Genomic DNA, 25,854 nt, shown 5'->3' with positions numbered 1-25,854 from the left:
TTTTCCCTTTTGACAGGTAGAACGGACAACTGAGGATAGACGCATGACAAGAGGGCCGCAGGCATCGCGTTAGCGACAAGTGCTGATTTGCCTTTAGGTAGCGTAACCGTTGCTTCAGGGATGTTTAGCATAGGCTCTACTGCTAAACATTCCTGGGGCTTACGAGTTACGACTGATCAGCATTTGCTCTTGTCATGTGGCTGGCCGTCTTATCAAAAAGTGTGGTAAAGAGCCGGAGGCGCAAACTTTGGCACGCTTTTTGATTAGCCGGCCCCGAATGTTGTACGCTTCGGAGGTCAAAAGGGAAATGTCACTTTAACGGCAGCCGGAGGCTGGCTACCGATGGTTTTAGGAAGCGTTAGCTTCCGTAAGCAGGCTCTAGCCTGCACGCAGTCGGCCGCGCGTAAAGAACGATGGAGGAACAAAGCAGCTGTTGTCCTGGTGCAACCAGGGCTTACAGATGTTTGTTATCCCATGGTTTAGCGTGGAGCGAGATACCATGAAATGTTGGCCGGTGTCTTGTACCGGCTTACAGTTCATGAGTAGACCCATAGGGCAGCCCTAAACAGGTTTTAATGAGGTAATGATCATTAATACAGGGGTTCAATTTCAAACTTAAACAATGATGAGATAAGAAGGATAAGAGCGTGTAAGATGGAGTAAGAGATCCACTGGAATCAAGCTGATACAAAATAAAAAAGCTATGCGATGACAACGAAGTTGGCAGAGCATAGCAAAGGTTTTGTCTTTTGGGCAGCGTTAGCTGACCCAGCAGGCTCGATGCCTGCGTTTTAATAAAAGGAAAGCTTCAGCTTTCCATCCAAGCGTAGCGCAATAAGAAAACCGCACTTTGGCGGTTTTCTTTGGTTTAATCTATATCACAAGGACAAATTAAATCATCTTGAATTACCTTGCCCTTTACAATGGTAACTTTTTGGACGTAATCCGATGGTGTAATTGCCCGAATTGCAATATCGATATTAAATTGTTTAGAAATGGATTCTAGCAGCTGCGTGTCGATTTCAAACGCTGCGGAAAATTGACATTCTATCACTTGGCATTTTTGATGATCCATCGTGATATTATGACATGAAAGATAATGCCTATCAGAATCCACTATAAGATAATCACTATCTGGTGTTAGCATTTCAAACTTCGATTTACTGTTTCTAATTTCAATCGAATTTCCCATTGGTATTAAACCATTTAAGAGAAACTGAATCAAATTAGAACGAAACCCACTTAACTGAATATTCCCCTCTACCCAATCAGCCATAACATTTGTACCTCTCTCTCGTCAGTAGTCTTTTTTTAATCATTATCAACTAATGTGAAAACATCATCTCTTATGATTTGTCCGTTCTTAATGGAAATGTTCTGTTGGAAGTAATCAACCGTTTCTTCCCCTGAAGCATTTATGTTCAGGTTATATTTTTGAGCGATGTCCAAAAGTTCACTCGATTGGATTTTCCATTTGCATGTTAATTCCATGCGAACGGTGTAAATGTCATCACGTACTATTTCAAGGGGAATGTCATCACCCCAAGAATGGACTACGAGACTTGTATCAATCATTAATAATGCTGCCCCTGTATCTTTGAGACATTGATCTTCTTCGTCTAGTGTTGGCGGAACACCATTTGATTCAGTCACTAACCCTTGAAGAATAAACTTCTTCAAGTTCGTATATTTACCAGTTACAGCGATTCTTCCTTCAACATAATTCGCCATGTCTATTCCTCCTTTAGTTCAAAAATTGGTAATATCATCGTCAAGTTTCAAATAATCCATCTGTTCCCCCTCTTTACGACCTCTATGATAAGCCTCTACCTCACCAATTGATGGAGTTTTTACCGGCTTTGCCTTACCCGAAAAGCCCTTTGCTAGATCATTGTAAGCCCTCGAAACTTCTTTAGGGGTTATGACCATTAAGCCAAACTCTTGTTCCATTTCTTTAACTTGCTTTTCAAATTTTTCACTCAGTCCAGTTAGAAATCCTAACATATATGAATTTTTAAGTTCTTTTGTTTTCTCTTTCGTTCTAATTACAAAGGCATCTCTCTGATAATAGTTTTTGACGAATCTTGTGCTGTACTTACTTATAGCATCATAAGCAAGCACGTACATTTCTTTAGCTAAATTCACATCATTTTCGAAACCAAAGAAAATAATACTACTCTTCCTCCTTTTTTCACCGTTTAAAAATCTATTATGATAGTAGAATTTTACTCTGAAATTATTTGCTATTATTCCGGCTAATTGTCTTTCCCACCAAAATAATTTTTTATATGCAACAGCCTGTCCTTTAATAATTTCTTGCTTTTCATCTCTAGTTGTTTCTACATCACTCTGCTGAATATCATGTTTGATCATTAGCTTTTGAGCTAATAAGAAAGCACTTTGGGATTCCTCATCATTTTTTGAGTCATCCGCAATTGCCAGTAAACCTTTTATCTTCTTTATAATCGATTCATTTCTGTTCATGTTTTCACCCTCCTTAGAAAATCTCTTCGAATCTAATACTTTCAATTGCAATGATTTCTTCTATAATTCTATGTTTTTCATTTTGGAGGAAATTTTGTGGACCTGTATAATCCCAATTGGCTACACATGTGTCTGACAACTGAATCATTATTCTGGTTGCTCGACCTACAGCCTCTTTTAAGAATGTTTCTGAATCATAGAAGGGGTTTGTTAGAATTCCTTCGTCATAAGCGTAAATCCAATAATCAAGCAATTCTTCTGCCCATGCTTTTTTCAACTGCTCTTGCTGATCTTTGTCTTCAGGAATGCACACATTTTCTGAAATGTACAATCCGAGGTCGTAACCTGAAGTAATTTGTTTATCTGTTTCATTTAAAATTCGTTTGATTTCTCCCTTGCAATACTTATCAAACACGAAAGTGTTAGATTCTGTGACTTGCATCAATTCGTCCTGAATTTCATTAATCAATACTGGCAAGGCTTTTGAAGAACAGTATCTTTTTACATTATTTAATACCGCATAACCTGTTATATAAGAACCCTGTTTAATTTGTTCAATTGCTTCAAGGACATTTTCTACATCATTTTGTTTTTGTTCGATGTTACTGATCATTGTTCTAGCTCCTTTGTTTTTCATTTTTACCTCCGAAGGGGTACGCCCCTTCAGGGTGAATTTTTCCCTTTTGACAGGTAGAACGGACAACTGAGGATAGACGCATGACAAGAGGGCCGCAGGCATCGCGTTAGCGACAAGTGCTGATTTGCCTTTAGGTAGCGTAACCGTTGCTTCAGGGATGTTTAGCATAGGCTCTACTGCTAAACATTCCTGGGGCTTACGAGTTACGACTGATCAGCATTTGCTCTTGTCATGTGGCTTGCCGTCTTATCAAAAAGTGTGGTAAAGAGCCGGAGGCGCAAACTTTGGCACGCTTTTTGATTAGCCGGCCCCGAATGTTGTACGCTTCGGAGGTCAAAAGGGAAATGTCACTTTAACGGCAGCCGGAGGCTGGCTACCGATGGTTTTAGGAAGCTTCAGCTTCCGTCAAGCAGGCTCTAGCCTGCACGCAGTCGGCCGCGCGTGAAGAACGATGGAGGAACAATGCAGCTGTTGTCCTGGTGTAGCCAGGGCTTACAGATGTTTGTTATCCCATGGTTTAGCGTGGAGCGAGATACCATGAAATGTTGGCCGGTGTTTTGTACCGGCTTACAGTTCATGAGTAGACCCGCAGGGCAGCCCGGATCTCGTAGTCAATAAAATGTTTTTAGAATATAATTGTGCTTTATTGAAAGGAGCAATATTTCATGCAAACTGAGCGTATAATCGCTGTTATAAAGAACGATACAGAATTACCATTGAATAAAAGAAGAATTCCATTCAAACCTGCTATTATGGTGGACGGTGAAGTAGAGGAAGTACACATGGAAGAGTTATCAGAGCTAGAAAAAGAAAAGTATTTTTCGATTCTCAATAAAGTATTAGAACAGAATGGTGCATCATAGTTATAGATCGCTATGCGATGACAACGTAGTTGGCAGAGCATAGCAAAGGTTTTGACTTTTGGGCAGCGTTAGCTGACCCAGCAGGCTCGATGCCTGCGTTTTAATAAAAGGAAAGCTATAGCTTTCCTACCATGCGTAGGCCAGCGATAGGCTGGACAACGCAAGAAACCACTAGGGTACTCCCCTAGTGGTTTTATTCGAATCGTTTTAATACATCCGTTGACAGATCAAACAAGTCATCATTGTAAGTGAGTAATCTGATATATTCTATTACGGTAAGGGCTTGCTGATCTCCCTCTTTTAATTTCTGAATGGCTTTATCTAAGTATTTCAATTCAGTTTCAAGACCGTCTCGATTAAATATAGAAATATCTTTTAAAGCTTTAATCCGACTTTGGACACCAACCAGTTTTTCATTCATTTGAATAGTATTCAGTTCATTATGAATCTCTCTTACATCAGCTTCTATAGAGCCGTATGCAATAAGTTCAGAAATATCTTGTATCCCTCCTTCTTTTGCTTCTTGATGAGAAGTAAAGCCAACTTCAACTTCAATTTTCACTGAATATTGCTTGTTTTTCATTCTCTGCACTCCTAGATCCTAGTGAATTTTTTCGTCTTTTTCATATTGCTTTGTTTCTTTTAGAAGCTGACCCTCACAGATCAGCAGGCGAATATCTGTTAGATCAGCAAGGCTGTGTACTTCTATTTCAAATTTCAGCTTAAATTGTTTAGACAAATGAGTAAGAAGTTTTTCATCAACAACTCTCGCGGCTTCAAACGGAAGCGATATTTTAGTTGTGTTTTCATATGAAATATCGCTTGTTTGAATAAAGTTGGCATTGCTGCCCTTTATCATGGTTAACAATTTTCCTTTTACATCTTCATGAGAGTCTTGAAAATTCAAACAATATGCAAGGAACAAAGGAATCTGATCGCCAGTTATTTTGATTCGACCTTTACAAAAATTACTCATTTTTTGCATCCTCCATTCCCCTTTTTAGCGCAAAAAGTACCTCTTTACAGTTTTTCATTATAGAGAATCAACTCTCCGTTCAAGTCAAGCATAATGTCCAATAACGCCTTGACTTGTAAGTCTCTATCAACCAAGCTGCTTTCACTCTCTAAGCTGTAATCCTCTATGAGAATTTCATTATCTACATAGATTTTCAAATAGTCATATGAACTTACATCGACTGTATCAATTCCCCCACCATAGTCTAAATCCCAAAATCCATCACCAATTAACTGGATTGAAATTTCAATTCGTTTCTCCTTGATATCCCTAATTGACCAGTCATTGCAGTCAATCGAATTCGGAAACGGTTGATCCATGTAATTGTCTAAATGCCCATTTACTAAAGATGCTAAGATTAAGTAAGAATCATAATCTCTTGAAGTGAAGTTCTTTTCTTTTGTTAAATATTCGAGCATATCATCTTTATAGAGTGGTAATTCTGTAATGTCAAAACTCTTATCTCCAAGCGAATAATGACCTTGTTTATCTACAATGAAAATTGTTTCATTGTTCCACGAACAATCTGAAATTGAAAATAATACTTTTTTATTCATGAATCTCCCCCTGCCCCTTATTTTGGAATAGTACGTCAAAAAATCTTTTGATGTCTGTATCATCTTTTATGTGGAATTTAAGCATGTCCTTATCAAACTCATTTCTTAAAGTGAGATAATGGTAGCCTGTTTCTTCTAACTTATCTAAACTTCCTCCAATCCCATCTATAAAACACCATTCACCATTTGATTCAAATGTGACAATCGCCTTCAGTTTATTCCCTAAATCATCGAGTTTGTAAGATTGAAAATCTACCGAAAATGTAAATGGATTAATCATAGCGAAATCTAAATCTCCTCTTGCAATGGAGGCGATGATTAAATGTCGGTGATATTCCTCCCTCGATTCGTAAGAAGACTCCATGTCTTCATCAAAAAGTGGTAGCCTATTAACTTCAAATTCATCAGCTTCATACCACGAAAATGAATAAAATCCTTCTTTTAAATAGTCATATCTTTCTTCTCGATAAGCATAGTAAATTTCAATATCGTTTACAGTAAGGAATAGCTCTGCTGGCACTTCAATATCGTGATAAGGCATTTGATCCTCTCCTTTGATTTGTCTTTTACCTCCGAAGGGGTTTGTCCCCTTCAGGGGAGGAATTTTCCCTTTTGACAGGTAGAACGGACAACTGAGGATAGACGCATGACAAGAGGGCCGCAGGCATCGCGTTAGCGACAAGTGCTGATTTGCCTTTAGGTAGGGTAACCGTTGCTCCAGGGATGTTTAGCATAGGCTCTACTGCTAAACATTCCTGGGGCTTACGAGTTACGACTGATCAGCATTTGCTCTTGTCATGTGGCTCGCCGTCTTATCAAAAAGTGTGGTAAAGAGCCGCAGGCGCAAACTTTGGCACGCTTTTTGATTAGCCGGCCCCGAATGTTGTACGCTTCGGAGGTCAAAAGGGAAATGTCACTTTAACGGCAGCCGTAGGCTGGCTACCGATGGGTTTAGGAAGCTTCAGCTTCCGTAAGCAGGCTCTAGCCTGCATGCAGTCGTCCGCGCGTAAAGAACGATGGAGGAACAAAGCAGCTGTTGTCCTGGTGGAACCAGGGCTTACAGATGTTTGTTATCCCATGGTTTAGCGTGGAGCGAGATACCATGAAATGTTGGCCGGTGTTTTGTGCCGGCTTACAGTTCATGAGTAGACCCATAGGGCAGCCCGACAATTGAATTTAAGGGTTTGGGAGAAGAAACTAAAAAAGGAAAAGGACCATGCTGAAGATCAGTGAAAAGAATAAAGAGGTCATGATATTGCAGGAGGTACTAATGACGAGAGAATTTAAAACTGAAGGATATCACTATGCAGCTATGCGATGACAACGAAGTTGGCAGAGCATAGCAAAGGTTTTGTCGTTTGGGCAGCGTTAGCTGACCCAGCAGGCTCGATGCCTGCGTTTCAATAAAAGGAAAGCTAAAGCTTTCCTACCATGCGTGGGCCAGCTGTAAGCTGGACAAGCGTTAAAAAACCACTAGGGCTTACCCTAGTGGTTGCTTTTTATTTAGTTAATGTGTAAATATCAGTTGTTTTCAACCCTTGATCTAAAGCTAGAAGTTCTTTTGTTGATTGAATCTCATCAGGGAATGTACCCTCTATCGTTATTCTAGATAACTCGTTATTTGTATGTTTATTATAAAAGATAATCCATTTTTTCATATGATATCCTCATCTACTTTATTTTTTTCACACATTTTAGATTCAAAGTCTAGAATATCGGACCACGTTAACCATTCAGGCTTTTTATCATCTGTAAAACTTGACCATAACTCTTTCATTACTTCAAGTTGTGTTTTCTCATCATTTGCCCATAAATGTTTTTTATTTCTATTTCCATATCCTAAATAATAATGACAATCTTGTTTTAAACGGCTCAATAACTTATATCTAAATTTTGAATCTGATTTTAAAATATCTGTGATTTGTGTCATCGTTATCAATACCTTTCGAATAATTTTATCTTGCATTTATAAAGATATTTCTTTGTTTTCCTCGTCAGCCCAAGCAAGACAACCTTTCATGTTACAAGAAGGACAACGTTCCTCTACTGGTGAAACAAGTCCTTTGTAATTACAGTTACAACATATGATATTATCCATTATCATGCTGGATCATCCTGGTTTCTTAAATATGTATTTACAAACTCAATGGCGAATTCACTGGTATTGAAATCGATAATGACTGTACCATTTTTGAATGCCATAAAGTAATTGATTTTAGAGAAAAGACCATCGTCCAAAAAATATTTATCAAAAATGAAATACTCATTTGAACCTTCGATTAATTCATTTTCTATCACTTTAAATTCAGTAAGCCAATCTAATACATTCGAATCAATCGGCTTACCAAGTTCGTATTGTACGAGATCATCAAATAACTTAGATAGATTTTTTCGCTTGTTATTTGTAATACATAAACCGCGAACCCCATCATGTTCGAAACCTATAAATTTAGGCAAATGTAATGTGTTCTTTTTAATTTTCATTTTTGTTTTGCTCCTTTATTTTTCGTTTTTACCTCCGAAGGGGTTGTCCCCTTCAGGGGATTAATTTTCCCTTTTGACAGGTAGAACGGACAACTAAGGATAGACGCATGACAAGAGGGCCGCAGGCATCGCGTTAGCGACAAGTGCTGATTTGCCTTTAGGTAGCGTAACCGTTGCTTCAGGAATGTTTAGCATAGGCTCTACTGCTAAACATTCCTGGGGCTTACGAGTTACGACTGATCAGCATTTGCTCTTGTCGTGCGTCTGGCCCGTCTTATCAAAAAGTGTGGTAAAGAGCCGTAGGCGCAAACTTTGGCACGCTTTTTGATTAGCCGGCCCCGAATGTTGTACGCTTCGGAGGTCAAAAGGGAAATGTCACTTTAATGGCAGCCGTAGGCTGGCTACCGATGGGTTTAGGAAGCTTCAGCTTCCGTCAAGCAGGCTCTAGCCTGCACGCAGTCGTCCGCGCGTAAAGAACGATGGAGGAACAATGCAGCTGTTGTCCTGGTGCAACCAGGGCTTACAGATGTTTGTTATCCCATGGTTTAGCGTGGAGCGAGATACCATGAAATGTTGGCCGGTGTCTTGTGCCGGCTTACAATTCATGAGTAGACCCATAGGGCAGCCCGACACAAGAATTTAAGGGTTTAGGAGAAGAAACTAAATAGGTGTAGGGGCCTTGCTGAAGAACATGAAGATACATAAAATAGAAGAATTCATATAGAGGATGAACGTAATGAGAGGATCTAAAATCGCGAAGTTGGCAGAGCATAGCAAAGGTTTTGTCGTTTGGGCAGCGTCAGCTGACCCAGCAGGCTCGATGCCTGCGTTTTAATAAAAGGAAAGCTGAAGCTTTCCTACCATGCGTAACGCCAGCGAATTGCTGGTGTTACGCCCCCTTTCAGGAGCATTTAGAAAACTTTTGATCTCCCCAGGCAATGTAGGTTTTTCCGTCCTTGTCTTGCTCTTTGGTCAAGAGCATGTCGAGAATGTCACCATCAAGCCCAAAACGCTCATTAATTTCTGAGCTATCAAGATCCTCATTCTTCATGAAACAATTTATCTTTTCTTTGCTCATGACCAACTGCAACATATTTGATTCTATGCTGTTTTCAACGGTCAAAAAGTGAATTTCTTTTTGATCAGTTGACGTATAACGGACAAAGCGTCCGAAAAATTGTTGCATGGCTGAGAAATTCCACTGCATCTCTAGCAATAGAACACGATTGACAAAATCAATGTTCATGCTGCTTGGAAGGGATTGCTGGGTGCAAATTAAAATACCGTTTTCTGTATTCTTTAAATTTTTGACGATCTGTTTTCTTTGTTCAAATGACGCTTTATCTCCTGTGATGACAAACACAGGACGATCAGGAAAATGATCTTTTATATAACTGGCATATCGGTTTACAGCTTCTACATGAGTGCATCCGATGGCAACTTTATCATGCTGCCATTCTTTCAAAAGGTTAATCGTTTCAATAGCTTTAGACGGCATTACGTTTGCGCTATGCTCTTTGAAACTATTAGGAAGGACACAGGCTTTTAAAAGGCTGTTTAATTGGTTGATGATCATTAGCAGTGAATCTTTTCTTGTGTTCCCTGTGCTTTTATAAAGGTTAGTCATTCTATAAAATTCTTTCATGATCGTGCTATACAGATCCTTTTCGCTTGAATTAAACTGACAAAAATTCTGTTTTATTTCATAGATCGCCTTTCCTGCTACTTCTTCAAATGTACGTGTAATCATTGACCGATCAATCAAGCTTTTAAGATGATCGCTATTGTATATCGATTGATCATGTTTACCGATCCCGAAGACTGTTACTTTTTCAGGTGAAAAGCATTGCTTGAACAAGCGATGCCCTTTTTTATATGCCGGAAAAGGCTTGTTGTAATGCTTATTTTCTTTTTGTCCTAGCTGTTTGGTCTTTCGGTCCTCTTCGTATAGAGTTTCACACTTACAAAGAAAATTGACCGAATTGTTATACATCAATTCAAATGCTGTGAAGGCTTCTGAAACATTGTTTCTTGTGCTGGTGGCACTTAATAAGACTTTATATTTAACGCGTCTGAAGCAATTTAAAACGGCTTTTGTGCGTTTTGATGAAGGATTAGAAATGTTGTCGGCTTCATCCAGTACAAGCATGACTTTTTGTGATTGTCTCTTGATGTACCGTTTTATAAATCTTTCGTACTTTGTCAGCATGTTAAATGTCATGATGACGATTTGTCCTTGTTCAATAGTTTCAATGTCTTTCATGCTTTTGATCTGTTTCACATTGAAACCATAACTTATCAAGATATCGTGCCAGTTGTTATTAATCGCGATAGCAGGCGCAACGATAAAAACGTTTTTGATGTTGCTGTATTGTTGCCTGTACATGATTTGCGCTATAGCTGAAATGCTCTTTCCTGATCCTGTTCCCCACTGAAGATATGCATGATCTTTCATGAGTAGTTTTCCAGTATCGGTTTTTTGAATGTCATTCAGCTTAATAACATTTTGATTCTCTGAATCATGAATCTCTAATTGATCCAGAAAGCTTGTTATTTGTTCGGTCGGCTTGATCTCCGTCAATTTCTTTTGTGCTAGTGTGTGCGTTCTCTGTTTCTTCAGGAACAGCTTTAAAAAACGTTTATCCTGAAAAGGATAATAACCATCACGCAGCAAGTCCGAAAAATCCGCGCTTTTTGTTCCTTTCTGCATATTTAACAGCCGTTTTTCTTTATAACTGTATGCTTTCAGTTTCAAACCGTATCTTGTTTTCACAAGTGCGGTTCTTTTATCCTTGGGCTTTCCATGTTGTTCTTTTAAGACTCTTTTCAAGTATGAAAGCACCTTTTTTTCGGTTAGCTTCTTTTTGTTCCATTCCTCCATGTCCATTTCACGCGGTTTTGATTGCGTGAAATAGCGCTCCACATATTGCTCACATTTTGCGGCTTTATGACTAATTGCCGGATGCCTCTTTATATCAAAAAGAAGCTTATTAACCTTGTCTAAAAATCCTTTTTTACTTTCGTGAAGTTCCGCAAGCTCAGAACGGATTTTATGCCGGACTTGTTCTTTTTGCTGAAGCGCAGGATGAACAAATTTTTCATAGATGAATTGTGAATCTAGCCCTTTCATTTCTGTGTAATTAATCTCATATGGGACAGATGGAAGGTGTTCACTTTTGTTTTGAAAGATCATTACTTTTGTTTCGTAATGATCAACCCCCATTTGTTTAAAAGCATTAGTTGGTAAAGCAAACTGACAAATAAAATTAAATGAATCATGTACCTCATTTATCATGCCAGTGTAGAATTCATCATTCAAAAAGCTATTAGGTACAATGAGACCTAATATGCCCCCTGGCTTCAACAATTCGGAAGATTTTTGGACGTAAAATAATTGACTTAAAATCTCATTGCTGTTGACTTTCCACCTTAAATTGAAAGGAGGGTTGCCCACTATGAAATCAAATTTCATGTCTGGACTATAGAAACGTATATCCTCATTTGAAAGATTAGCGTTAGGGTACAAATGGCGCGCCACTTTAAACGCCTTTATATCAAGCTCATTACCGTACACGTTTTCTTGATTAGGGCAATAGTTGAAGAAATTACCCATGCCACATGTTAGATCCGCAATTAAATCTTTTTCAGTCGGTTTTAAACACTCCAACAAGAACCTTGAAAGCTCATGAGGCGTAAAGAATTGACCATTTTCAATTTCCTTTTTTGCTTCTGAATAAAGGTGATAATTTTCGAAGGAAGAAAAGGAAAGACCATGAAGCCCCCCTTCTCCTGTATAAGAGTTGAAAATGTCCTCCTTTGTGATTTGCATATCCTCGCATTTGTTGTTTTCAATAAGATATAAAATCTTCTCGTTGATTGCTTTTCTTTGTTCAAACGGTATGATTTGACTTATTGTTTTGTACATTGCCGGATCTCCTTTCTTACTTTTTTAGATATGTGTTGGCAAACTCATTTGCAAACTCCATTGAATGAAATTCGATAGACACTTTGCCATTTTTGAACGCCTTGAAGCTTTTAATTTTATTGAAATTTTCCATTTCATATTTATCAAAAATAGGAGCCTTTCTTGAACCTTCCCGCATTTCTTTTTCAATCGATACAAATTTATTAATTTTTGTTGGCTCTCCATTTTCAAACAGTGATAGAGCATCAAATAACTTATCTAATTTTTCTTCACTTCTATAATAAATTCTTAAATTTCCGTACCAGTCATCTTCAATGTGTAGATAATTGGGTAAGTGCAAAGTGTGTTTTTTGACTTCAAATTTATATACGGCATCTTTTATTTTGTTCTTTATTTGCTCGTTTGCCATTTCTGCAAAAGAGTAGCCGCCTAATTGTTCAAATAAATGTTCTAGCACCTCTTCAAACGTGATGAATTGTTCAAAAGAGTAACTTTTATAAATAAATGAATAATCAAATTCAACATTGTATTTCTTTGAAAAATATTGTGTAATCGCTTCTGTAAATGCATCATTACATTCTTGTTGAGCTTTTTCTATTTCATTAACCACGCCATATTTCCGAATATATTTTTCCTTAATCGAATCGACTAACAGTAATGTATTTACACTCTTATAAGCTTGTTCCAAGGCTTTCCTTGCTACTTTATAAGACTCTTCCTCTTTTAAACAAAATTGTTCATCTTCTTGTGAAATGCGGCTAGTGTTATCAATTGTGACTTCTTCAAAACGTTGTAATAGGTTTAGGTTCATTTTTGTTTTGCTCCTTTAGTTTTTTTATTTTTGACCTCCGAAGGGCTTTGCCCTTCAGGGTGAATTTTTCCCTTTTGACAGGTAGAACGGACAACTGAGGATAGACGCATGACAAGAGGGCCGCAGGCATCGCGTTAGCGACAAGTGCTGATTTGCCTTTAGGTAGCGTAACCGTTGCTTCAGGGATGTTTAGCATAGGCTCTACTGCTAAACATTCCTGGGGCTTACGAGTTACGACTGATCAGCATTTGCTCTTGTCGTGTGGCTCGCCGTCTTATCAAAAAGTGTGGTAAAGAGCCGCAGGCGCAAACTTTGGCACGCTTTTTGATTAGTCGGCCCCGAATGTTGTACGCTTCGGAGGTCAAAAGGGAAATGTCACTTTAACGGCAGCCGTAGGCTGGCTACCGATGGGTTTAGGAAGCTTTAGCTTCCGTCAAGCAGGCTCTAGCCTGCACGCAGTCGGCCGCGCGTGAAGAACGATGGAGGAACAATGCAGCTGTTGTCCTGGTGCAGCCAGGACTTACAGATGTTTGTTATCCCATGGTTTAGCGTGGAGCGAGATACCATGGAATGTTGGCCGGTGTTTTGTACCGGCTTACAGTTCATGAGTAGACCCGGAGGGCAGCCCTAAGTAGTTAGAATGTAATTTTTATAGAAGGAATATAAGATCTCTTTACTAAAACAATGGAATTGCTGTTAGATGGACCTATAAGGCTTTATTACGTTCATAGAGGGCATAATGAGGGTGATGACGTTAAAACTCAGGAGAAGGAACGCTATGCGATGACAACGTAGTTGGCAGAGCATAGCAAAGGTTTTGTCTTTTGGGCAGCGTTAGCTGACCCAGCAGGCTCGATGCCTGCGTTTCTCAATCAGAGGAAAGCTTTAGCTTTCCATCCATGCGAACGCCAGCGAAAAGCTGGTGCTTCGCAACAAAAAAAATAAAAAAGAATGTAGAAAAACATGAGTTTCTCTACATTCTGAGGCTAGGTTCCCCTAGCCTTTCATATTAAAAATGATCTATTAAATCTCCATTTAGATTGAGCAACACATCCAAGATCACTTTAATGATCATATCTTTACAAATAACATTGTCATCATACTTTAACTCAAACTCTATAACCAGTTCGTCATCAACAATTAGACTAAGCTTTTCATATGAGTCCACAAAGAATCCCTCAACCACGCCCCCTTGTGTTTTTTTCCAATAGCCATCACCTGACCCACTTACTATGACTTTCAGTCGATCATTATTTAAAAATTGTTCGTTAAAGTCAATCGCATGATGAAAAGGTTCCTTCATATATTCATCTAAATCACCTTTTGCAATCGACGCTAGAATGAGAAACTGATAATATTCCTCTAGTGTGAATCTCTTCATCTGAACAATTTCCATCATTCTACTTTTATATAGTGGTAAATCTCTAACATCAAAGGTTTTACCGCCACTTTTCTCAAAGGAATAATGATGTGCCATTTTATCAGCAAAAACTTGTTTTTGTCCTTCTTGATCAACATATTCGAGGAACATCTTACGTTCCTTGATTTCTCCCCTATTCAATAGAATATGAGGAAATGCCCTCAATTCATTATCGGATTCAACGGTCATGTGCATGAAGGTTTGTCCATCCACAATCAAATTGAAATGATGGAAGGAATCAGCTTTTACTTGATCAACTTGCCCTCCAAAGGTTAGATTTCCCTTGCCATAAAATTTCGTTTCAATTTTCGCCCTTTCTTTAAATTCTTCAAGTGACCAACCCATAAAATCATATGAATTGTCACATTCTAGCTGATCATTTAAATGCCCATGAGCTATTGAAGCCAAAATTAATAGACGATGATATTCGCTTTCTTTCAGCATCAAAGTTGACGCTAATTCAGGATTATACAAAGGTAATTCCTTAATGTTGAATGTATGTCCTTTCTTGCTAAACAACGCGTATATCCCTTCTCCTGCCTCATATACGCGTTTAAATGATGATCGGTCACCAAACTCTAAAAATTCCGATCTGTGAACATATTCATCGAGTTCCAATTCTTCATGAAAGTTAATGCACTCAACCGCACTAATTTCGTTTAACAAGTCTTCTATAAATTCGTTTTTCAAGTGGGTGATTTCTAGTTTATGATCCCAATACTTTTTTGATAATGGTGATTGCTTGAACAAATAAGTCATACCAAATTCAATCGCCTCCATGATATATCTCTTTCTGTCCGAAAATGGATTGGTATAGATCAATCCATAAGAATTTAGGTGAATATAGAATAAATTCAACTCGTTTTTCCAAGCCTCCGTCATGTTATCAACTTGTTCATCAGTGATATGAATACGTTCTGTCATGTGTGAAGTAAGTTTAGATAACTCTAAATGAGTAGACCAATTGAGTTCTTCATAAAGAATCCTAGTTAGTTCTGCTTTACAGTAATCAGTGAATGTTTTCATTCTTTTGACTCCTTTGTTTTTCATTTTTACCTCCGAAGGGGTTGGTCCCCTTCAGGGGATTATTTTTCCCTTTTGACAGGTAGAACGGACAACTGAGGATAGACGCATGACAAGAGGGCCGCAGGCATCGCGTTAGCGACAAGTGCTGATTTGCCTTTAGGTAGCGTAACCGTTGCCCCAGGGATGTTTAGCATAGGCTCTACTGCTAAACATTCCTGGGGCTTACGAGTGACGACTGATCAGCATTTGCTCTTGTCGTGTGGCTGGCCGTCTTATCAAAAAGTGTGGTAAAGAGCCGCAGGCGCAAACTTTGGCACGCTTTTTGATTAGCCGGCCCCGAATGTTGTACGCTTCGGAGGTCAAAAGGGAAATGTCACTTCAATGGCAGCCGTAGGCTGGCTACCGATGGGTTTAGGAAGCTTCGGCTTCCGTTAAGCAGGCTTTAGCCTGCACGCAGTCGTCCGCGCGTAAAGAACGATGGAGGAACAATGCAGCTGTTGTCCTGGTGGAACCAGGGCTTACAGATGTTTGTTATCCCATGGTTTAGCGTGGAGCGAGATACCATGAAGTGTTGGCCGGTGTTTTTTACCGGCTTACAGTTCATGAGTAGACCCGCAGGGCAGCCCAAATATAATTTCTGATGTTATAATAAGGAAAAAGATTCAAAGGAGATCATGAATACATGTGCGGAAAAGTAATCGGATCAGAAGATCTTTCATACATAAACGGATATAAAGATGAAGGAATAGAGACGTTAAAAAAGGAATTAGAAAAACTAATAGATATAAGGTTTAAAAACAAAAGATTTTACACTGAAGAAAGTACACTTGCACATAGAGTCAGTGAGCTTGAAGACCGACTCAAATAAAAAAGCTATGCGATGACAACGAAGTTGGCAGAGCATAGCAAAGGTTTTGTCTTTTGCAGCGTTAGCTGCCCAAGCAGGCTCGATGCCTGCGTTTCAATAAGAGGAAAGCTTCAGCTTTCCTACCATGCGAACGCCAGCGAAAAGCTGGTGGTCAAAAAAATAAGCCCTTAGAGGCTTATTTTTAATCTCGTGTAGTAAGTAAATTCAATCAATGGTACGATATTGAAAAGATACATAAATATTCAATTCATTAAGATACAGACAAATTGCACTTTAGGAGGAGTTTTATATGATTATTGTGGGAATTGCGATTTTAATCATGTTGTTCGTTTGTTCTTCCATGGTCGAAAGGACATTAAAGAACATGGAGAAGCAAAACGAAACAATTATTAGACTGCTAGAAGAATTGAATCATAAAAACAAATAGCAACAAAAAAAAGGCCGTAAGACAACCATATGGTTAGCTTACGGCCTTTTTAGTTTAGTAGTAATTTAATCTTGCAAACATCTTATCCTTCTGTGCATACAGTGTTAAAGTCCTCGACACTGTATACAATCCCAATTTGTGTGTAAATTGGTTAGTATAATCAGCTCTTGCGGCGTACTTCTTCGTTTCAGTCTTCCGAGTTATTTTGAATTTTTTTTCAGAAACATTATAAAAGACTGCATCAACAGCCTGTTTGTTGATTTTTGTGATACTGTCATATCCGCCGAAGGCGGTACTCACTTTTCCCTCAAAGCGTACATCCCAGATACCATCATGATATCTTGCTTTTACTCGGCAATTTCTATAACCTGACCCAGATGTACAGGATAATTTTGAGACAGTTCCAGTCGCATAATCAAATGCGCTGAATGGAGGTGGCTCTTCTTCGCCTTCTTCCACTGAAAGCATGATGCGTGATCCGTCATCAAATTCAATATATTTCTCTTTGTTATCTGTACTAACTGTTAACTGATCGGCACGCTTTGCTACTTCGCTTTCTTTTTGCGCGTCAACCATTTCCCCCTTAGCAACCTTTTGAGTAAGCTTTTCGGCAGTTTTTTCATCAATGCCGATTTTCATGAAATTCTCTTTTTGCTGCTGCAAATCTTCTTTTGTGATTGTGTTTTCACTCGCCTGAGATATTTCGGTATTTACAAAATAGAGTATACAGCCCAAAATCAAAGTCGCAGCAACTTTTGAAACAACCTTAAAATTTAACATTTCCCACTAACATCCCCCTTTTATGTAAACGCATTCATATTATGGCATATTTAGTCATTACAGTCTAGTGGTGGCAAAATAATGACACAAAAAATTCCTATCCAAACATTCTTAAAAGGTGGAACTTTATTGTGGCAAAAAAAAAAGACCCCTATGGGATCTTTCAACGTAAGGCATTATAATGTGATGTCTTCTTTTCCAACACTTGAAGTGATCACTTTATCAGCTACTTGATGATGTGTTTGCGTTACATTAGATTGAACCATAGGTAGCACAAGTGCAGCAGCTACTAAAATGATGGGAAAAATAATTTTACTCTTCATTTAACAATTCCCCTCTCTGAATGAGCGACCTAGCATGGTCTGCTCTTTCATAAAATACGACAGCATTTTCCAACTGCCCACTTTTATTATAATAGCGAGCTGCTTCAATTGCCAGCTCATATGCATCTTCGTGAAGATTCTGACTTTGAATCACATCAAGCCACTTCTTAAGATCAGATGCGGAATCATTAGAGTGAAAATAAAGATGATATAGAAACTTCATTTCAGTTTCGTATACTATATCTTCAAGATCTTGCGCAGCTGCTACCCCTCTTTCGTATGCTTCCGTTGCTGGGCCGACTTGTCCTAATCTCAAAAGTGTATGCAGCTTGTTGAAATAAGCTTTTGGCGCGTGACGCATTTCATGTTTTTCGAACAACTCAACTGCTGTGTCAAAGTACGTTAAAGCTTCTGTGAATTTGTCTAAATGGAAGTAGCATTTACCCAGGTTGAAAATTGTTGAAGTGATGAGGTATTGCTTGGTAGTAACTTGTGCGTGTGAGTGGGACTTGTTGAAGTAGTTTAAAGCATCATCATACTGCTTCTTGCATAGGTAGTTACCAGCAATAACTGTATAACACCAGGCTATTTTTTCATCCATTAATGGCTGTTCTGCGAAATATCCCAACGCCTTTGATGCATACTTAACCGATATTTGGTACTGATCTATGTGATAGTAGACTTCAGCCAACTTGTAGTAGAATTCACCTTTTTCGTTAGAGTCCTCTACATCTTCAAGAATCTTTTCAGCATTCTTATAGCAGTTTAACGCAATGTCAAACTGATTCTTCCTGAATTCATGTGTACCTTTAAAGAACCAGAAGTAATACTCTAACATCCTGTCTATTTGATTCATTTCCCCTTTTGAATTTTGAACTTTACTTCTCTGATCTTCTATATGTTCCATAAAGTCATGAAGCTCCATAGAAACAAGCTTTGGCCGAAGATCACTCAACATCAATTCGTGTCTAAATTCCAGTAAAGTAAAGTAAAGCAGCACTGTTTGATTCTCTTCCATCTCGTCAAAGAGGCCCTTAACCTCATTTTTCAAAAATTCCGCGTCAGTTACTTCACCCTTTTTGATGGCTGAGTACCATTCATTGAGCTTGATTGCTACTTCATCATACGGCTTGATTCCACCCACACAAACTCCCCCTTACCTTCCTATATATACAATATTTTAACATGTCTAACTATTCTAAATTCGAATAAATGCCCTATGATTGTAAATTTTCGGTATACCGCAAAATGAACACCGAAAGATAACCTCTTGTTACCAGTAGTGACCGGATCCTGTGATCAGTTGCAAAATTAGTTCTGATCCCAAAAAAGGAACCTTTGAAGGATCCTTTTTATAGAATTGAACAGATATTATGTTATTTAGAAAGGGCTAAAATCTCTTCAAGTAATTCCTCGGCTCCTTCTCGACTGAACACAAGACCACTCGGTAGGTGCATATTTTCATTTGATATTTTACCTGTTATTATGCAGGCTTCCTCTCGCTCATATTTTCTAAATATCACTGACTCTCCATCAACAAATATCTCCAATGGATCTGTCTCTTTGATGTTTAGTGTTTTTCTAAGTTCTTTTGGCAGCACAACTCTACCCAACTGGTCTACTTTGCGTACAATACCTGTGTTTTTCATTTGTTTGCTCCTTTGATTGATTTATTTTCACGATACGAGGGTTTATACCCCTTTTTTGTCAATGAAATAGGATCTGTTCACTATTTAAGCCCTCATTCATTCTTTTTAGGCCCCACATTCACAAAGTGTTCTATTTTGGAGTAATTTTTATTAAAATCAACTATATACTCTCCCTTTCCCGAGAACACTATATATTTATCTACTTTTATATCAATATAAAAAGAATCCTTTGGTTCATTTAATTTTTCACTAACAAGCTGATACCTCATTGATTCCTCTTTAATTATTTCAGTTTTTTTCATATCCATTTTTTCATCAATCTTTTCACCAATCATATATAAGGAATACAAGACTGCGCAAACAGCAACTATAAACACGCAAATTTGAACTCCTGTACTCTCTGTTTCTTTTGCTCCCTTCACACTAAACACCTTACTTTCTTAATTTTAGGAACCACTATCATAACTACTGCTATGATCATAATTTGATGAATGATTATAACTAGAACTTGTGGTGCAGTGATTTGCTGTGTTTTCATTACTAGATGTTGATGTGGCTTCAGGATGTTTCGTCAACAGAGATAAGCTTTCAGAAGTTATGGACTGTACTAGCTTAGATGCTCTGTCAATTTCAATTAATTCTTTAAATTCAGGATCACGTTTTTCAGATAGGTCAGTTAGTTCTGGAAGTTGTTCTTGGCCAGTTAGATAACTTTTTTCAAATTTAATGTTTTTAGATGCTCTATCAAGATCGACATTTATCAATTCATTAGTCAACCTCTTTTCTTGCTCGAATTCAGGTGAAATTCTTCTCTCAAAATTATTTAAACAATCTATAATATCTTGCAACAAATTTATTACTTTCTTTATGTGAGTGTTCTCTAATTCTAACTTCTTAACAGTTTGATATTCTCTGGTGAATTCATCAATTGAAGGGTTAAATGAAAAAAATTCACCTGAGATTCTATTGAACACATCTGGATATTTACCCAGTGAAAATCCTTCTTCTTTTTCACCGGATAAATAAGTGGTTATTTTTTTGATTGTTAGACCTAATTGATCTTTTTGTGAAATAACCCTCTTATCTTGAAATATATGACTAGCACATGATTTGGTATCAGAGTTTGTTTCGTCTAATAACTTTAACTTTTCTAAAAGAGCCTCGTATTCCTTCAGTGTATAGTTCGTTGTGTTGAAAAGGGTCAATTGGTCCTTTCGTTTTCTTTTTTCAAGGAATCTTTTATGGAAATTCTTAAACACCTTAATAAAAACAAAAAATGTTACAGCTGCAAAGATCGATATAAAAGTAGCTGTGACAAAAAACTCAGTTAAGTTTTGAAAAAGCGACCCTAATTCTTTAACTCCTGGATCTGAAAGGTTTGTTTCTTCAACTTTTTTGCTGGGTTTGCTCATCCTTTCAGAGAAGAACAAAAATAACCCAAAGGGAAACAAACTTATAGGTACTGCGTAAATAAGCCAGCTACCAAAAAATCTATCAGCATTTGATTCAAACATTTTTCACTCTCCCATACAGTTGGTTAATTTTTATATAACTGTTTCTATTATACCATTATTATGTATTATAGGCACTCCTTTAAGATAATAATTACCTTTTTTCAAAAAAAAAAAGACTGATCAGTTATCTTCAGTCAATGAACGTATTAATTTTTGAACTATGAATTTTCCTTTCCCCCTCATGAATTCCGCAACAAATTCATTAAGTGATATTTCTATGATTTCTCCAATAGATATCTCCACATCCTCGCCAGCAACATCCCATAAAAAAACTTCACCTCTTAACACATCATCCCTTTTCATTTTAATTCTGTATGTGACCAAACCCTCATTTCTTAATTCTACACATTCACCATCATAAGTAGACAGCTTTAAGTAATTGTTTTTTCTTACTTCTATTCGTCTATAAAGTTCTCTAAGAGAAACAATATCGCTTGTCCTTTTTATTTGTTTTAGAAAATCTTTATATAGCAATCCAAGAAGATCCTCTAACTCAAATTCCTCTTCAGCCAAGTCTTCAATGTCTTCACATATCGTTTTTGCTCTCAAAAGTATGAAAGGTTCCAGCTGTAATTCTAAAGTAATGTCCTGCATAATGGCTTTGTATGCTTTCCTTATGAGGTTAGACCACTTGGATGAAGTCACACTCATCATTTCCAATTCTTCATGGATCACCTTATAACAAGTCATATTCTTTATCTCTCATCAGCATGTTTATCAGAACATGATGAGCAGCCTGTCTCTGCGATCTATAATCAAATTCCAATTGCAATACAAATAATTGCTCGTACTCATGCTTATTTAATTTTGCACGTACAGTGTTTTCATTCCCCTTATAACTTCTTTCTGGCATCGGAAGGTACTTGGCCAAAGAACCTTTTACCCCTTTTTGAAGCAAGTAAGAAGTAAATTCAGTAAGAGTCATACGCTTGTCAAATGCTCTTTTTTTCATTTCTTTAATCAATTCTTTGTCTAGTGGTATTTTAATATCATGTTTTTTATCCACTCTCTGCTGTTTTTTTTGCTGGACACCGGATCTTTGAATTGTTTTACTTTCATCCTTATTTAACTTATTCAAAATTGGATTTAGATGATCGCGTTTCGTCATTCCTTCCTCCCCCTTCTCTTTTACGGTCCTTCGCTCTTTTATATCAGGGTCATCGGGCCAAACGGCCATACTTAATCATATTGTCCACGATAGGGGGTTAGAACCAAGAAAATCTGGCGATGATGAATAAAAAGAAACTCCTGAAGAGAGGATGAAGACAATGGCTAATCAAACAGAAAAGTCGATAACAAAAAAACAGGCAGCAGCACTTGCAGCACTTTCTAAAAAAAATAAAATTATAAAGAAGACAAAATAAAAAAGAGCTTATCTAAGCTCTTTTTTGTTGTCTTCATATTCTATAATCTGGTTCACAACGTCCCTCATTACTACAGACTTGCTCACCTCATATGTATTAGCGATCTCATTTAATATATCGTGGGCCAATGAATCAAGTTCAATTTTAGTGGTTTTAAGGGTAGCCCCTTTATGTATGCCAACCTCAAATGATTCACGATGATAGTGATTTTTAATGAAAAGTTCAATGTTTATTGATCTTTGCTTGAACGGGTAAAGTTGATTTAGTTGTTCAAGCAATTCGTTTCGTATTTTGTATTGTGATTTTATTATCGTGGTGCTTCTTCTGTAGTATTCTGGACATTCGCACAAAAATGCTAATAACTGTTCGAATGCATCTCTAAAGAGCTTCGACCTATTCCAGTGCGCGTTGTTCATCTGATTAATTTTATGTAGATATTTCTCATCAGCATTAAATCTAAATTTATACTGATTCTGTGCATCCATGGATTTATTTCTCTTTAAATTTAAGTTTTCGGAAGGTGCGTAATGATTTAGTATGAAATCCCTCAAAACAATACTTAAATGAGTATTTAGAGCTTCAACTTTCTTTCTTACATTTTTAAACACTTCTAAATCAATATTTACAGTAAGCTGCTTCTTAGTCACCCTTGCATCCCACTCCTGTTTATCAATAAAATAGACCTCTTGTCGTAAGAGGTCCATGTAATGCTGCATAAACAAGCAGGAGCTTATTTATTCCCTTTATATTATAACGTTGGCTTACTTATTTAATCAAGGTGAGTTTAATTAGTTAAAAGCACCTCTATCTGGACAATCCTAATTAGAATATACCCTTTATAGATAAGTATGTATTTTATCCAAACACTCCGTAATAATTGTCTCAGGTGCAGTGTCTTTGAATTGAAAGCTCCTGGCTTTCCAATCTAAACTTTTTATTTGATCTGTAAGGATAACCCCTTGAATGGCCAAACCATCAGGCAAGGCCACTTCAAAAGGATAACCTTTCTTTTTGCTGGTAATAGGACAGACTACTGCAAAACCAGTTATTTCATTAAAATTCTTTGGTGATAATACAATTGCGGGTCTTCTACCGGCTTGTTCATGGCCTGCTTGTGGAGTAAATTGAACATACACGAGATCTCCTTTATCAAACGACATTAGAACATTTCATTCCCTTCAGGCCCACCAAAGTTAATTTCAGTGTGTTTGTTTTCTGCTGTTACTTTACTTAAAAGATCATCTAGGTTAGGTTTTTGATTTTTGAGTTTAATCATTATACCAGCGTCTTCAGCAATTAATTCAACCTCTGATCCATTTTCTAGCTCGGCAACCTTTGCTATATTCATTGGAATTCTAACACCAAGACTGTTTCCCCATTTTGTTATAACTGTTGTCACTTTGATCACCTCATTGTGTCTTTTCTCCATTATAACACCTCTTATCACATTTGTATATACATTGTATATACATAATTATGTGATTATATACTATATGGTGATGAATTTGCTCAAAAAAAACCCTCTATCCAAAGAGGGTTTAAAAATCATTATTATAATCTTCATTAATTTCACCAGTGATTTTATCGGTGATAAGTAGACCTTCTTCAATGTCGCTTGTTTTAGTCTCTCCATATGATAATGCTGTTGTGTAGGTTCTTTTATCAATCTTGTTTTCTAATTTATTGAAGCCGCGGTTCATCTGTTCTTGAAGTTCTAATAAGATATCATGTACATGCATATCCTTTTCTTTGTTTGCTTGTTCTGTTTGTTTTTGCTGCATATCTAATCGTATTAATTTAAACGCATAATCTTTAAACGTCTTACCAGGTGTTTCATTGATTTGCTGCATAACAAAATTGTACATTTCATTTGACATTTGTGCTGTGCGTACACCAAAGAGTTCCACTCTGTTTTCTTTTTTCATGTTTAATCACCTAAACGGTTTCAGTTGCTTTTTTTTCTCTTTTTACTTGTTCATCCCTGCTTAACACTTCAAGTCCATATAAATTAAGCATCCTAGCATCTTCAGCAACAATATGATTTGCTTCTGAAATTTCAGCATTGTATTTCTCTCTCGTAACCTCACTTATTGCCTCTTTTAGAATTTCAGCAACTCCGCCAAAGTATAAGTATTTATACACCTTGTCTTTAGGAGGCGTGAATGCATTTTCAACCTGTGTAATTTTGATTTCTGCATATTCAATTAAAGAGTTTTTAATAATATCTGTAAGGTCATATGTTTTTCCTGTATTTCCATCTGTACGGATCATTTTTGTTTTTTGGATGTTAGTATAAATGAATTTTTCAAGCTCTCTAACACTTTCGAAATGTTCAAGAAGCTTATCTTTTCGGAGTCTTTCAAGATGGACAAGAAATGGTGCCTCAGTATTAGAAATAAAGGAATCGCGATCCTTTGGTGCCTTCAACCCAGCTGGAAGTAAAGCGAGGTCATCTGTTCCTCCCCCTAAATCACAAGCTACAACATCGTAGTCTTTGAACTGCTTTGCCTCTTCGTTATCATTTAATTCGAAATCCTTTTTTATAGCCCAACGTGCAACTTCTGATTCAATTCTACATGCTGCATCTTTCACCGTGATTTCAATTTCATTTTCCATGCCGAGAGTTAATATTTTAACTGTGTGTACACCTAAAAACCTTTTGACCATTTTTTCCTGCATTTCGCTAAACTTATTTAATTTTTTAAGAAGCCAGATCGGTAACATGGTCTGAAAATACTCAATTTCAACATGGTTATCCATGTTTTGATCATTTGATTTAACACCCGATTTTTTAATTGCGTCATAATTTGAGTAATAATAAGCTGTGGCAGCAAGGAAGGTTACATATGGTATGTGCGATTCAACTTTATTATGTAACTTATTGATGTGATTATTCCCCAGGACCTCCTTTTCAGCTATTTCACCTACTAAGAAGTATCTTTCTACTTCATCAATTTCAGTGGAAATGAGTAATCTGTCTTTTAAATCTGCTGGATTGTCGATTTGGGTTGTGAACTTTCCTTCTGCCACTTCTTTCTTTATTTCAACTACATTCGTAGGCAGTTCAAAGAAATACCCATCGATCAGATTCATGTACATACTGTTACCAAAATCTACGTTAAAACGAGAAATATTCAAAATTAGCTCCCCTTTTTTGTTAACATTTTTTATAACAATACCATTTATCCGTGAATAAGTCAATCATCTGATAACGTTTAAAATCCCTATATAATAAAGGTTTATTTTAAGTAAATTTGTTAATCGTTAACGGTGTTAACATCTTTTTTCGTTGTTAACGCCTGAACTCTTTACGATGCGGATGAAATCATGTATATTAAAAGCGTGAAGTTATTTTCATGAATTTTTGTTTGTTTTCCTTGACAAAAATATCCTCAAAAAAACAAAAAAAATAACCTTGCTCGATTTGAACAAGGTTAAGAATTTCAGCTTTTGTATTGTACATAAAAAACTAAATATAAACGAAAACGAAAAAGTGTTCGATGCGCCAACATCAAACACTGGTAGTGATTGAAAGATAGCGCCTTTCAACCGTTTACTTAATGGATGATTTTATTGTACTAATTTTCCTTGTTTTAGTCAAGGTTTTTTAGTGCTTTTTAAACGACAGTAAGCGATTGTTATTGCTATTTTTGACAATCATTTACTGTCGTTTTTTGTTTGTCACCCAGCTGCCGTTAAGGGGTGTA

The 25,854-nt window shown here is 37.2% G+C and carries 30 protein-coding genes; 3 read left to right on the top strand and 27 right to left on the bottom strand.

What is annotated here, in order from left to right; all coding sequences use genetic code 11:
• Positions 1–868 precede the first annotated feature (868 nt).
• The 4 genes from C6Y02_RS17280 to C6Y02_RS17265 are packed head-to-tail and all read right to left on the bottom strand — an operon-like array spanning position 869 to position 3,289.
• Positions 869–1,276: a hypothetical protein gene (locus tag C6Y02_RS17280; protein ID WP_106031843.1), complete on the bottom strand. Its 408-nt coding sequence runs from the start codon at positions 1,274–1,276 to the stop codon at positions 869–871.
• A 35-nt stretch (positions 1,277–1,311) separates the two neighbouring features.
• Positions 1,312–1,731: a hypothetical protein gene (locus C6Y02_RS17275; RefSeq protein WP_106031842.1), complete on the bottom strand. Its 420-nt coding sequence runs from the start codon at positions 1,729–1,731 to the stop codon at positions 1,312–1,314.
• Positions 1,732–1,749: 18 nt separating this feature from the next.
• On the bottom strand, positions 1,750–2,484 hold the full coding sequence (locus tag C6Y02_RS17270; RefSeq protein ID WP_106031841.1) for a DUF2786 domain-containing protein: 735 nt from the start codon (positions 2,482–2,484) through the stop codon (positions 1,750–1,752).
• A gap of 13 nt (positions 2,485–2,497) precedes the next feature.
• Entirely contained in the window at positions 2,498–3,289 is a 792-nt protein-coding gene (locus C6Y02_RS17265; protein ID WP_142393585.1) for a hypothetical protein, read from the bottom strand.
• Between the two features lie 497 nt (positions 3,290–3,786).
• Between C6Y02_RS17265 and C6Y02_RS17260 the strand changes: the two genes are divergently transcribed.
• A complete protein-coding gene (locus C6Y02_RS17260; RefSeq protein ID WP_106031839.1) occupies positions 3,787–3,984 on the top strand; it encodes a hypothetical protein in 198 nt (65 codons plus the stop codon).
• A gap of 193 nt (positions 3,985–4,177) precedes the next feature.
• On the opposite strand, the gene C6Y02_RS17255 is transcribed toward C6Y02_RS17260, so the two are convergent.
• From C6Y02_RS17255 to C6Y02_RS17210, 10 genes are all read right to left on the bottom strand, one after another.
• On the bottom strand, positions 4,178–4,567 hold the full coding sequence (locus C6Y02_RS17255; protein ID WP_106031838.1) for a hypothetical protein: 390 nt from the start codon (positions 4,565–4,567) through the stop codon (positions 4,178–4,180).
• Between the two features lie 18 nt (positions 4,568–4,585).
• The gene (locus C6Y02_RS17250) at positions 4,586–4,969 is read right to left on the bottom strand and encodes a hypothetical protein (protein WP_106031837.1); all 384 of its coding nucleotides are present in this window, start codon (positions 4,967–4,969) and stop codon (positions 4,586–4,588) included.
• Between the two features lie 35 nt (positions 4,970–5,004).
• Positions 5,005–5,556, bottom strand: a complete 552-nt coding sequence (locus C6Y02_RS17245; protein ID WP_106031836.1) for a hypothetical protein — start codon at positions 5,554–5,556, stop codon at positions 5,005–5,007.
• Positions 5,549–6,097: a hypothetical protein gene (locus C6Y02_RS17240; protein ID WP_106031835.1), complete on the bottom strand. Its 549-nt coding sequence runs from the start codon at positions 6,095–6,097 to the stop codon at positions 5,549–5,551. Before C6Y02_RS17240 ends, C6Y02_RS17245 begins: the two co-directional genes overlap by 8 nt.
• A 958-nt stretch (positions 6,098–7,055) precedes the next feature.
• A complete protein-coding gene (locus C6Y02_RS19385) occupies positions 7,056–7,214 on the bottom strand; it encodes a hypothetical protein (protein ID WP_187704596.1) in 159 nt (52 codons plus the stop codon).
• Positions 7,211–7,486 carry an LPD11 domain-containing protein gene (locus tag C6Y02_RS17235; RefSeq protein ID WP_106031847.1) on the bottom strand — a complete coding sequence of 92 codons (276 nt, stop codon included), beginning with the start codon at positions 7,484–7,486 and terminating at the stop codon, positions 7,211–7,213. Before C6Y02_RS17235 ends, C6Y02_RS19385 begins: the two co-directional genes overlap by 4 nt.
• Positions 7,487–7,656: 170 nt before the next feature.
• Positions 7,657–8,040 (bottom strand): hypothetical protein, encoded by a 384-nt coding sequence (locus C6Y02_RS17230; RefSeq protein ID WP_106031834.1) that lies wholly within the window; start codon positions 8,038–8,040, stop codon positions 7,657–7,659.
• Between the two features lie 901 nt (positions 8,041–8,941).
• A complete protein-coding gene (locus C6Y02_RS17225; RefSeq protein WP_106031833.1) occupies positions 8,942–11,965 on the bottom strand; it encodes an N-6 DNA methylase in 3,024 nt (1,007 codons plus the stop codon).
• 16 nt (positions 11,966–11,981) lie between these two features.
• Positions 11,982–12,776: a hypothetical protein gene (locus C6Y02_RS17220; RefSeq protein WP_106031832.1), complete on the bottom strand. Its 795-nt coding sequence runs from the start codon at positions 12,774–12,776 to the stop codon at positions 11,982–11,984.
• 1,009 nt (positions 12,777–13,785) lie between these two features.
• Positions 13,786–15,222, bottom strand: coding sequence for a hypothetical protein (locus C6Y02_RS17210; protein ID WP_106031830.1), 1,437 nt, complete (start codon positions 15,220–15,222; stop codon positions 13,786–13,788).
• 682 nt (positions 15,223–15,904) lie between these two features.
• Here C6Y02_RS17210 and C6Y02_RS17205 point away from each other — a divergent pair.
• The gene (locus C6Y02_RS17205; RefSeq protein WP_106031829.1) at positions 15,905–16,090 is read left to right on the top strand and encodes a hypothetical protein; all 186 of its coding nucleotides are present in this window, start codon (positions 15,905–15,907) and stop codon (positions 16,088–16,090) included.
• A gap of 289 nt (positions 16,091–16,379) precedes the next feature.
• Positions 16,380–16,517, top strand: coding sequence for a hypothetical protein (locus tag C6Y02_RS19380; protein WP_186314855.1), 138 nt, complete (start codon positions 16,380–16,382; stop codon positions 16,515–16,517).
• Positions 16,518–16,571: 54 nt separating this feature from the next.
• Here the strand turns inward: C6Y02_RS19380 and C6Y02_RS17200 are convergent, their stop codons facing one another.
• The 13 genes from C6Y02_RS17200 to C6Y02_RS17145 all read right to left on the bottom strand — a co-directional run bounded on the left by C6Y02_RS17200 (position 16,572) and on the right by C6Y02_RS17145 (position 25,285).
• On the bottom strand, positions 16,572–17,297 hold the full coding sequence (locus C6Y02_RS17200; protein WP_106031828.1) for a hypothetical protein: 726 nt from the start codon (positions 17,295–17,297) through the stop codon (positions 16,572–16,574).
• Positions 17,298–17,473: 176 nt separating this feature from the next.
• Positions 17,474–17,620 (bottom strand): hypothetical protein, encoded by a 147-nt coding sequence (locus C6Y02_RS19375; RefSeq protein ID WP_187704691.1) that lies wholly within the window; start codon positions 17,618–17,620, stop codon positions 17,474–17,476.
• Positions 17,610–18,764: a Rap family tetratricopeptide repeat protein gene (locus C6Y02_RS17195; RefSeq protein ID WP_106031827.1), complete on the bottom strand. Its 1,155-nt coding sequence runs from the start codon at positions 18,762–18,764 to the stop codon at positions 17,610–17,612. The genes C6Y02_RS19375 and C6Y02_RS17195 overlap by 11 nt, the downstream gene beginning before the upstream one ends.
• A gap of 232 nt (positions 18,765–18,996) precedes the next feature.
• Positions 18,997–19,269 (bottom strand): AbrB/MazE/SpoVT family DNA-binding domain-containing protein, encoded by a 273-nt coding sequence (locus C6Y02_RS17190; protein WP_106031826.1) that lies wholly within the window; start codon positions 19,267–19,269, stop codon positions 18,997–18,999.
• Between the two features lie 92 nt (positions 19,270–19,361).
• Positions 19,362–19,691, bottom strand: a complete 330-nt coding sequence (locus tag C6Y02_RS17185; RefSeq protein WP_106031825.1) for a hypothetical protein — start codon at positions 19,689–19,691, stop codon at positions 19,362–19,364.
• Positions 19,692–19,715: 24 nt separating this feature from the next.
• The gene (locus tag C6Y02_RS17180) at positions 19,716–20,783 is read right to left on the bottom strand and encodes a hypothetical protein (RefSeq protein ID WP_106031824.1); all 1,068 of its coding nucleotides are present in this window, start codon (positions 20,781–20,783) and stop codon (positions 19,716–19,718) included.
• 120 nt (positions 20,784–20,903) lie between these two features.
• Entirely contained in the window at positions 20,904–21,473 is a 570-nt protein-coding gene (locus C6Y02_RS17175) for a hypothetical protein (RefSeq protein ID WP_106031823.1), read from the bottom strand.
• The gene (locus tag C6Y02_RS17170) at positions 21,460–21,891 is read right to left on the bottom strand and encodes a hypothetical protein (protein ID WP_106031822.1); all 432 of its coding nucleotides are present in this window, start codon (positions 21,889–21,891) and stop codon (positions 21,460–21,462) included. Before C6Y02_RS17170 ends, C6Y02_RS17175 begins: the two co-directional genes overlap by 14 nt.
• Positions 21,892–22,155: 264 nt before the next feature.
• Positions 22,156–22,794 carry a hypothetical protein gene (locus C6Y02_RS17165; protein ID WP_142393584.1) on the bottom strand — a complete coding sequence of 213 codons (639 nt, stop codon included), beginning with the start codon at positions 22,792–22,794 and terminating at the stop codon, positions 22,156–22,158.
• Between the two features lie 189 nt (positions 22,795–22,983).
• Positions 22,984–23,307, bottom strand: coding sequence for a type II toxin-antitoxin system PemK/MazF family toxin (locus tag C6Y02_RS17160; protein WP_106031820.1), 324 nt, complete (start codon positions 23,305–23,307; stop codon positions 22,984–22,986).
• Positions 23,307–23,576: an AbrB/MazE/SpoVT family DNA-binding domain-containing protein gene (locus C6Y02_RS17155; RefSeq protein WP_106031819.1), complete on the bottom strand. Its 270-nt coding sequence runs from the start codon at positions 23,574–23,576 to the stop codon at positions 23,307–23,309. The genes C6Y02_RS17160 and C6Y02_RS17155 overlap by 1 nt, the downstream gene beginning before the upstream one ends.
• A 109-nt stretch (positions 23,577–23,685) precedes the next feature.
• Positions 23,686–24,072 (bottom strand): hypothetical protein, encoded by a 387-nt coding sequence (locus C6Y02_RS17150; RefSeq protein ID WP_106031818.1) that lies wholly within the window; start codon positions 24,070–24,072, stop codon positions 23,686–23,688.
• A gap of 10 nt (positions 24,073–24,082) precedes the next feature.
• Entirely contained in the window at positions 24,083–25,285 is a 1,203-nt protein-coding gene (locus C6Y02_RS17145; RefSeq protein WP_106031817.1) for an Alp7A family actin-like protein, read from the bottom strand.
• Positions 25,286–25,854 lie beyond the last annotated feature (569 nt).

Source organism: Bacillus sp. NMCC4, from assembly GCF_002998555.1.
In the GTDB taxonomy this organism is placed as follows: domain Bacteria; phylum Bacillota; class Bacilli; order Bacillales; family Bacillaceae; genus Bacillus.
The sequence above is the reverse complement of the archived record's forward strand: the minus strand, read 5'-3'. Positions and strand labels throughout refer to the sequence as shown.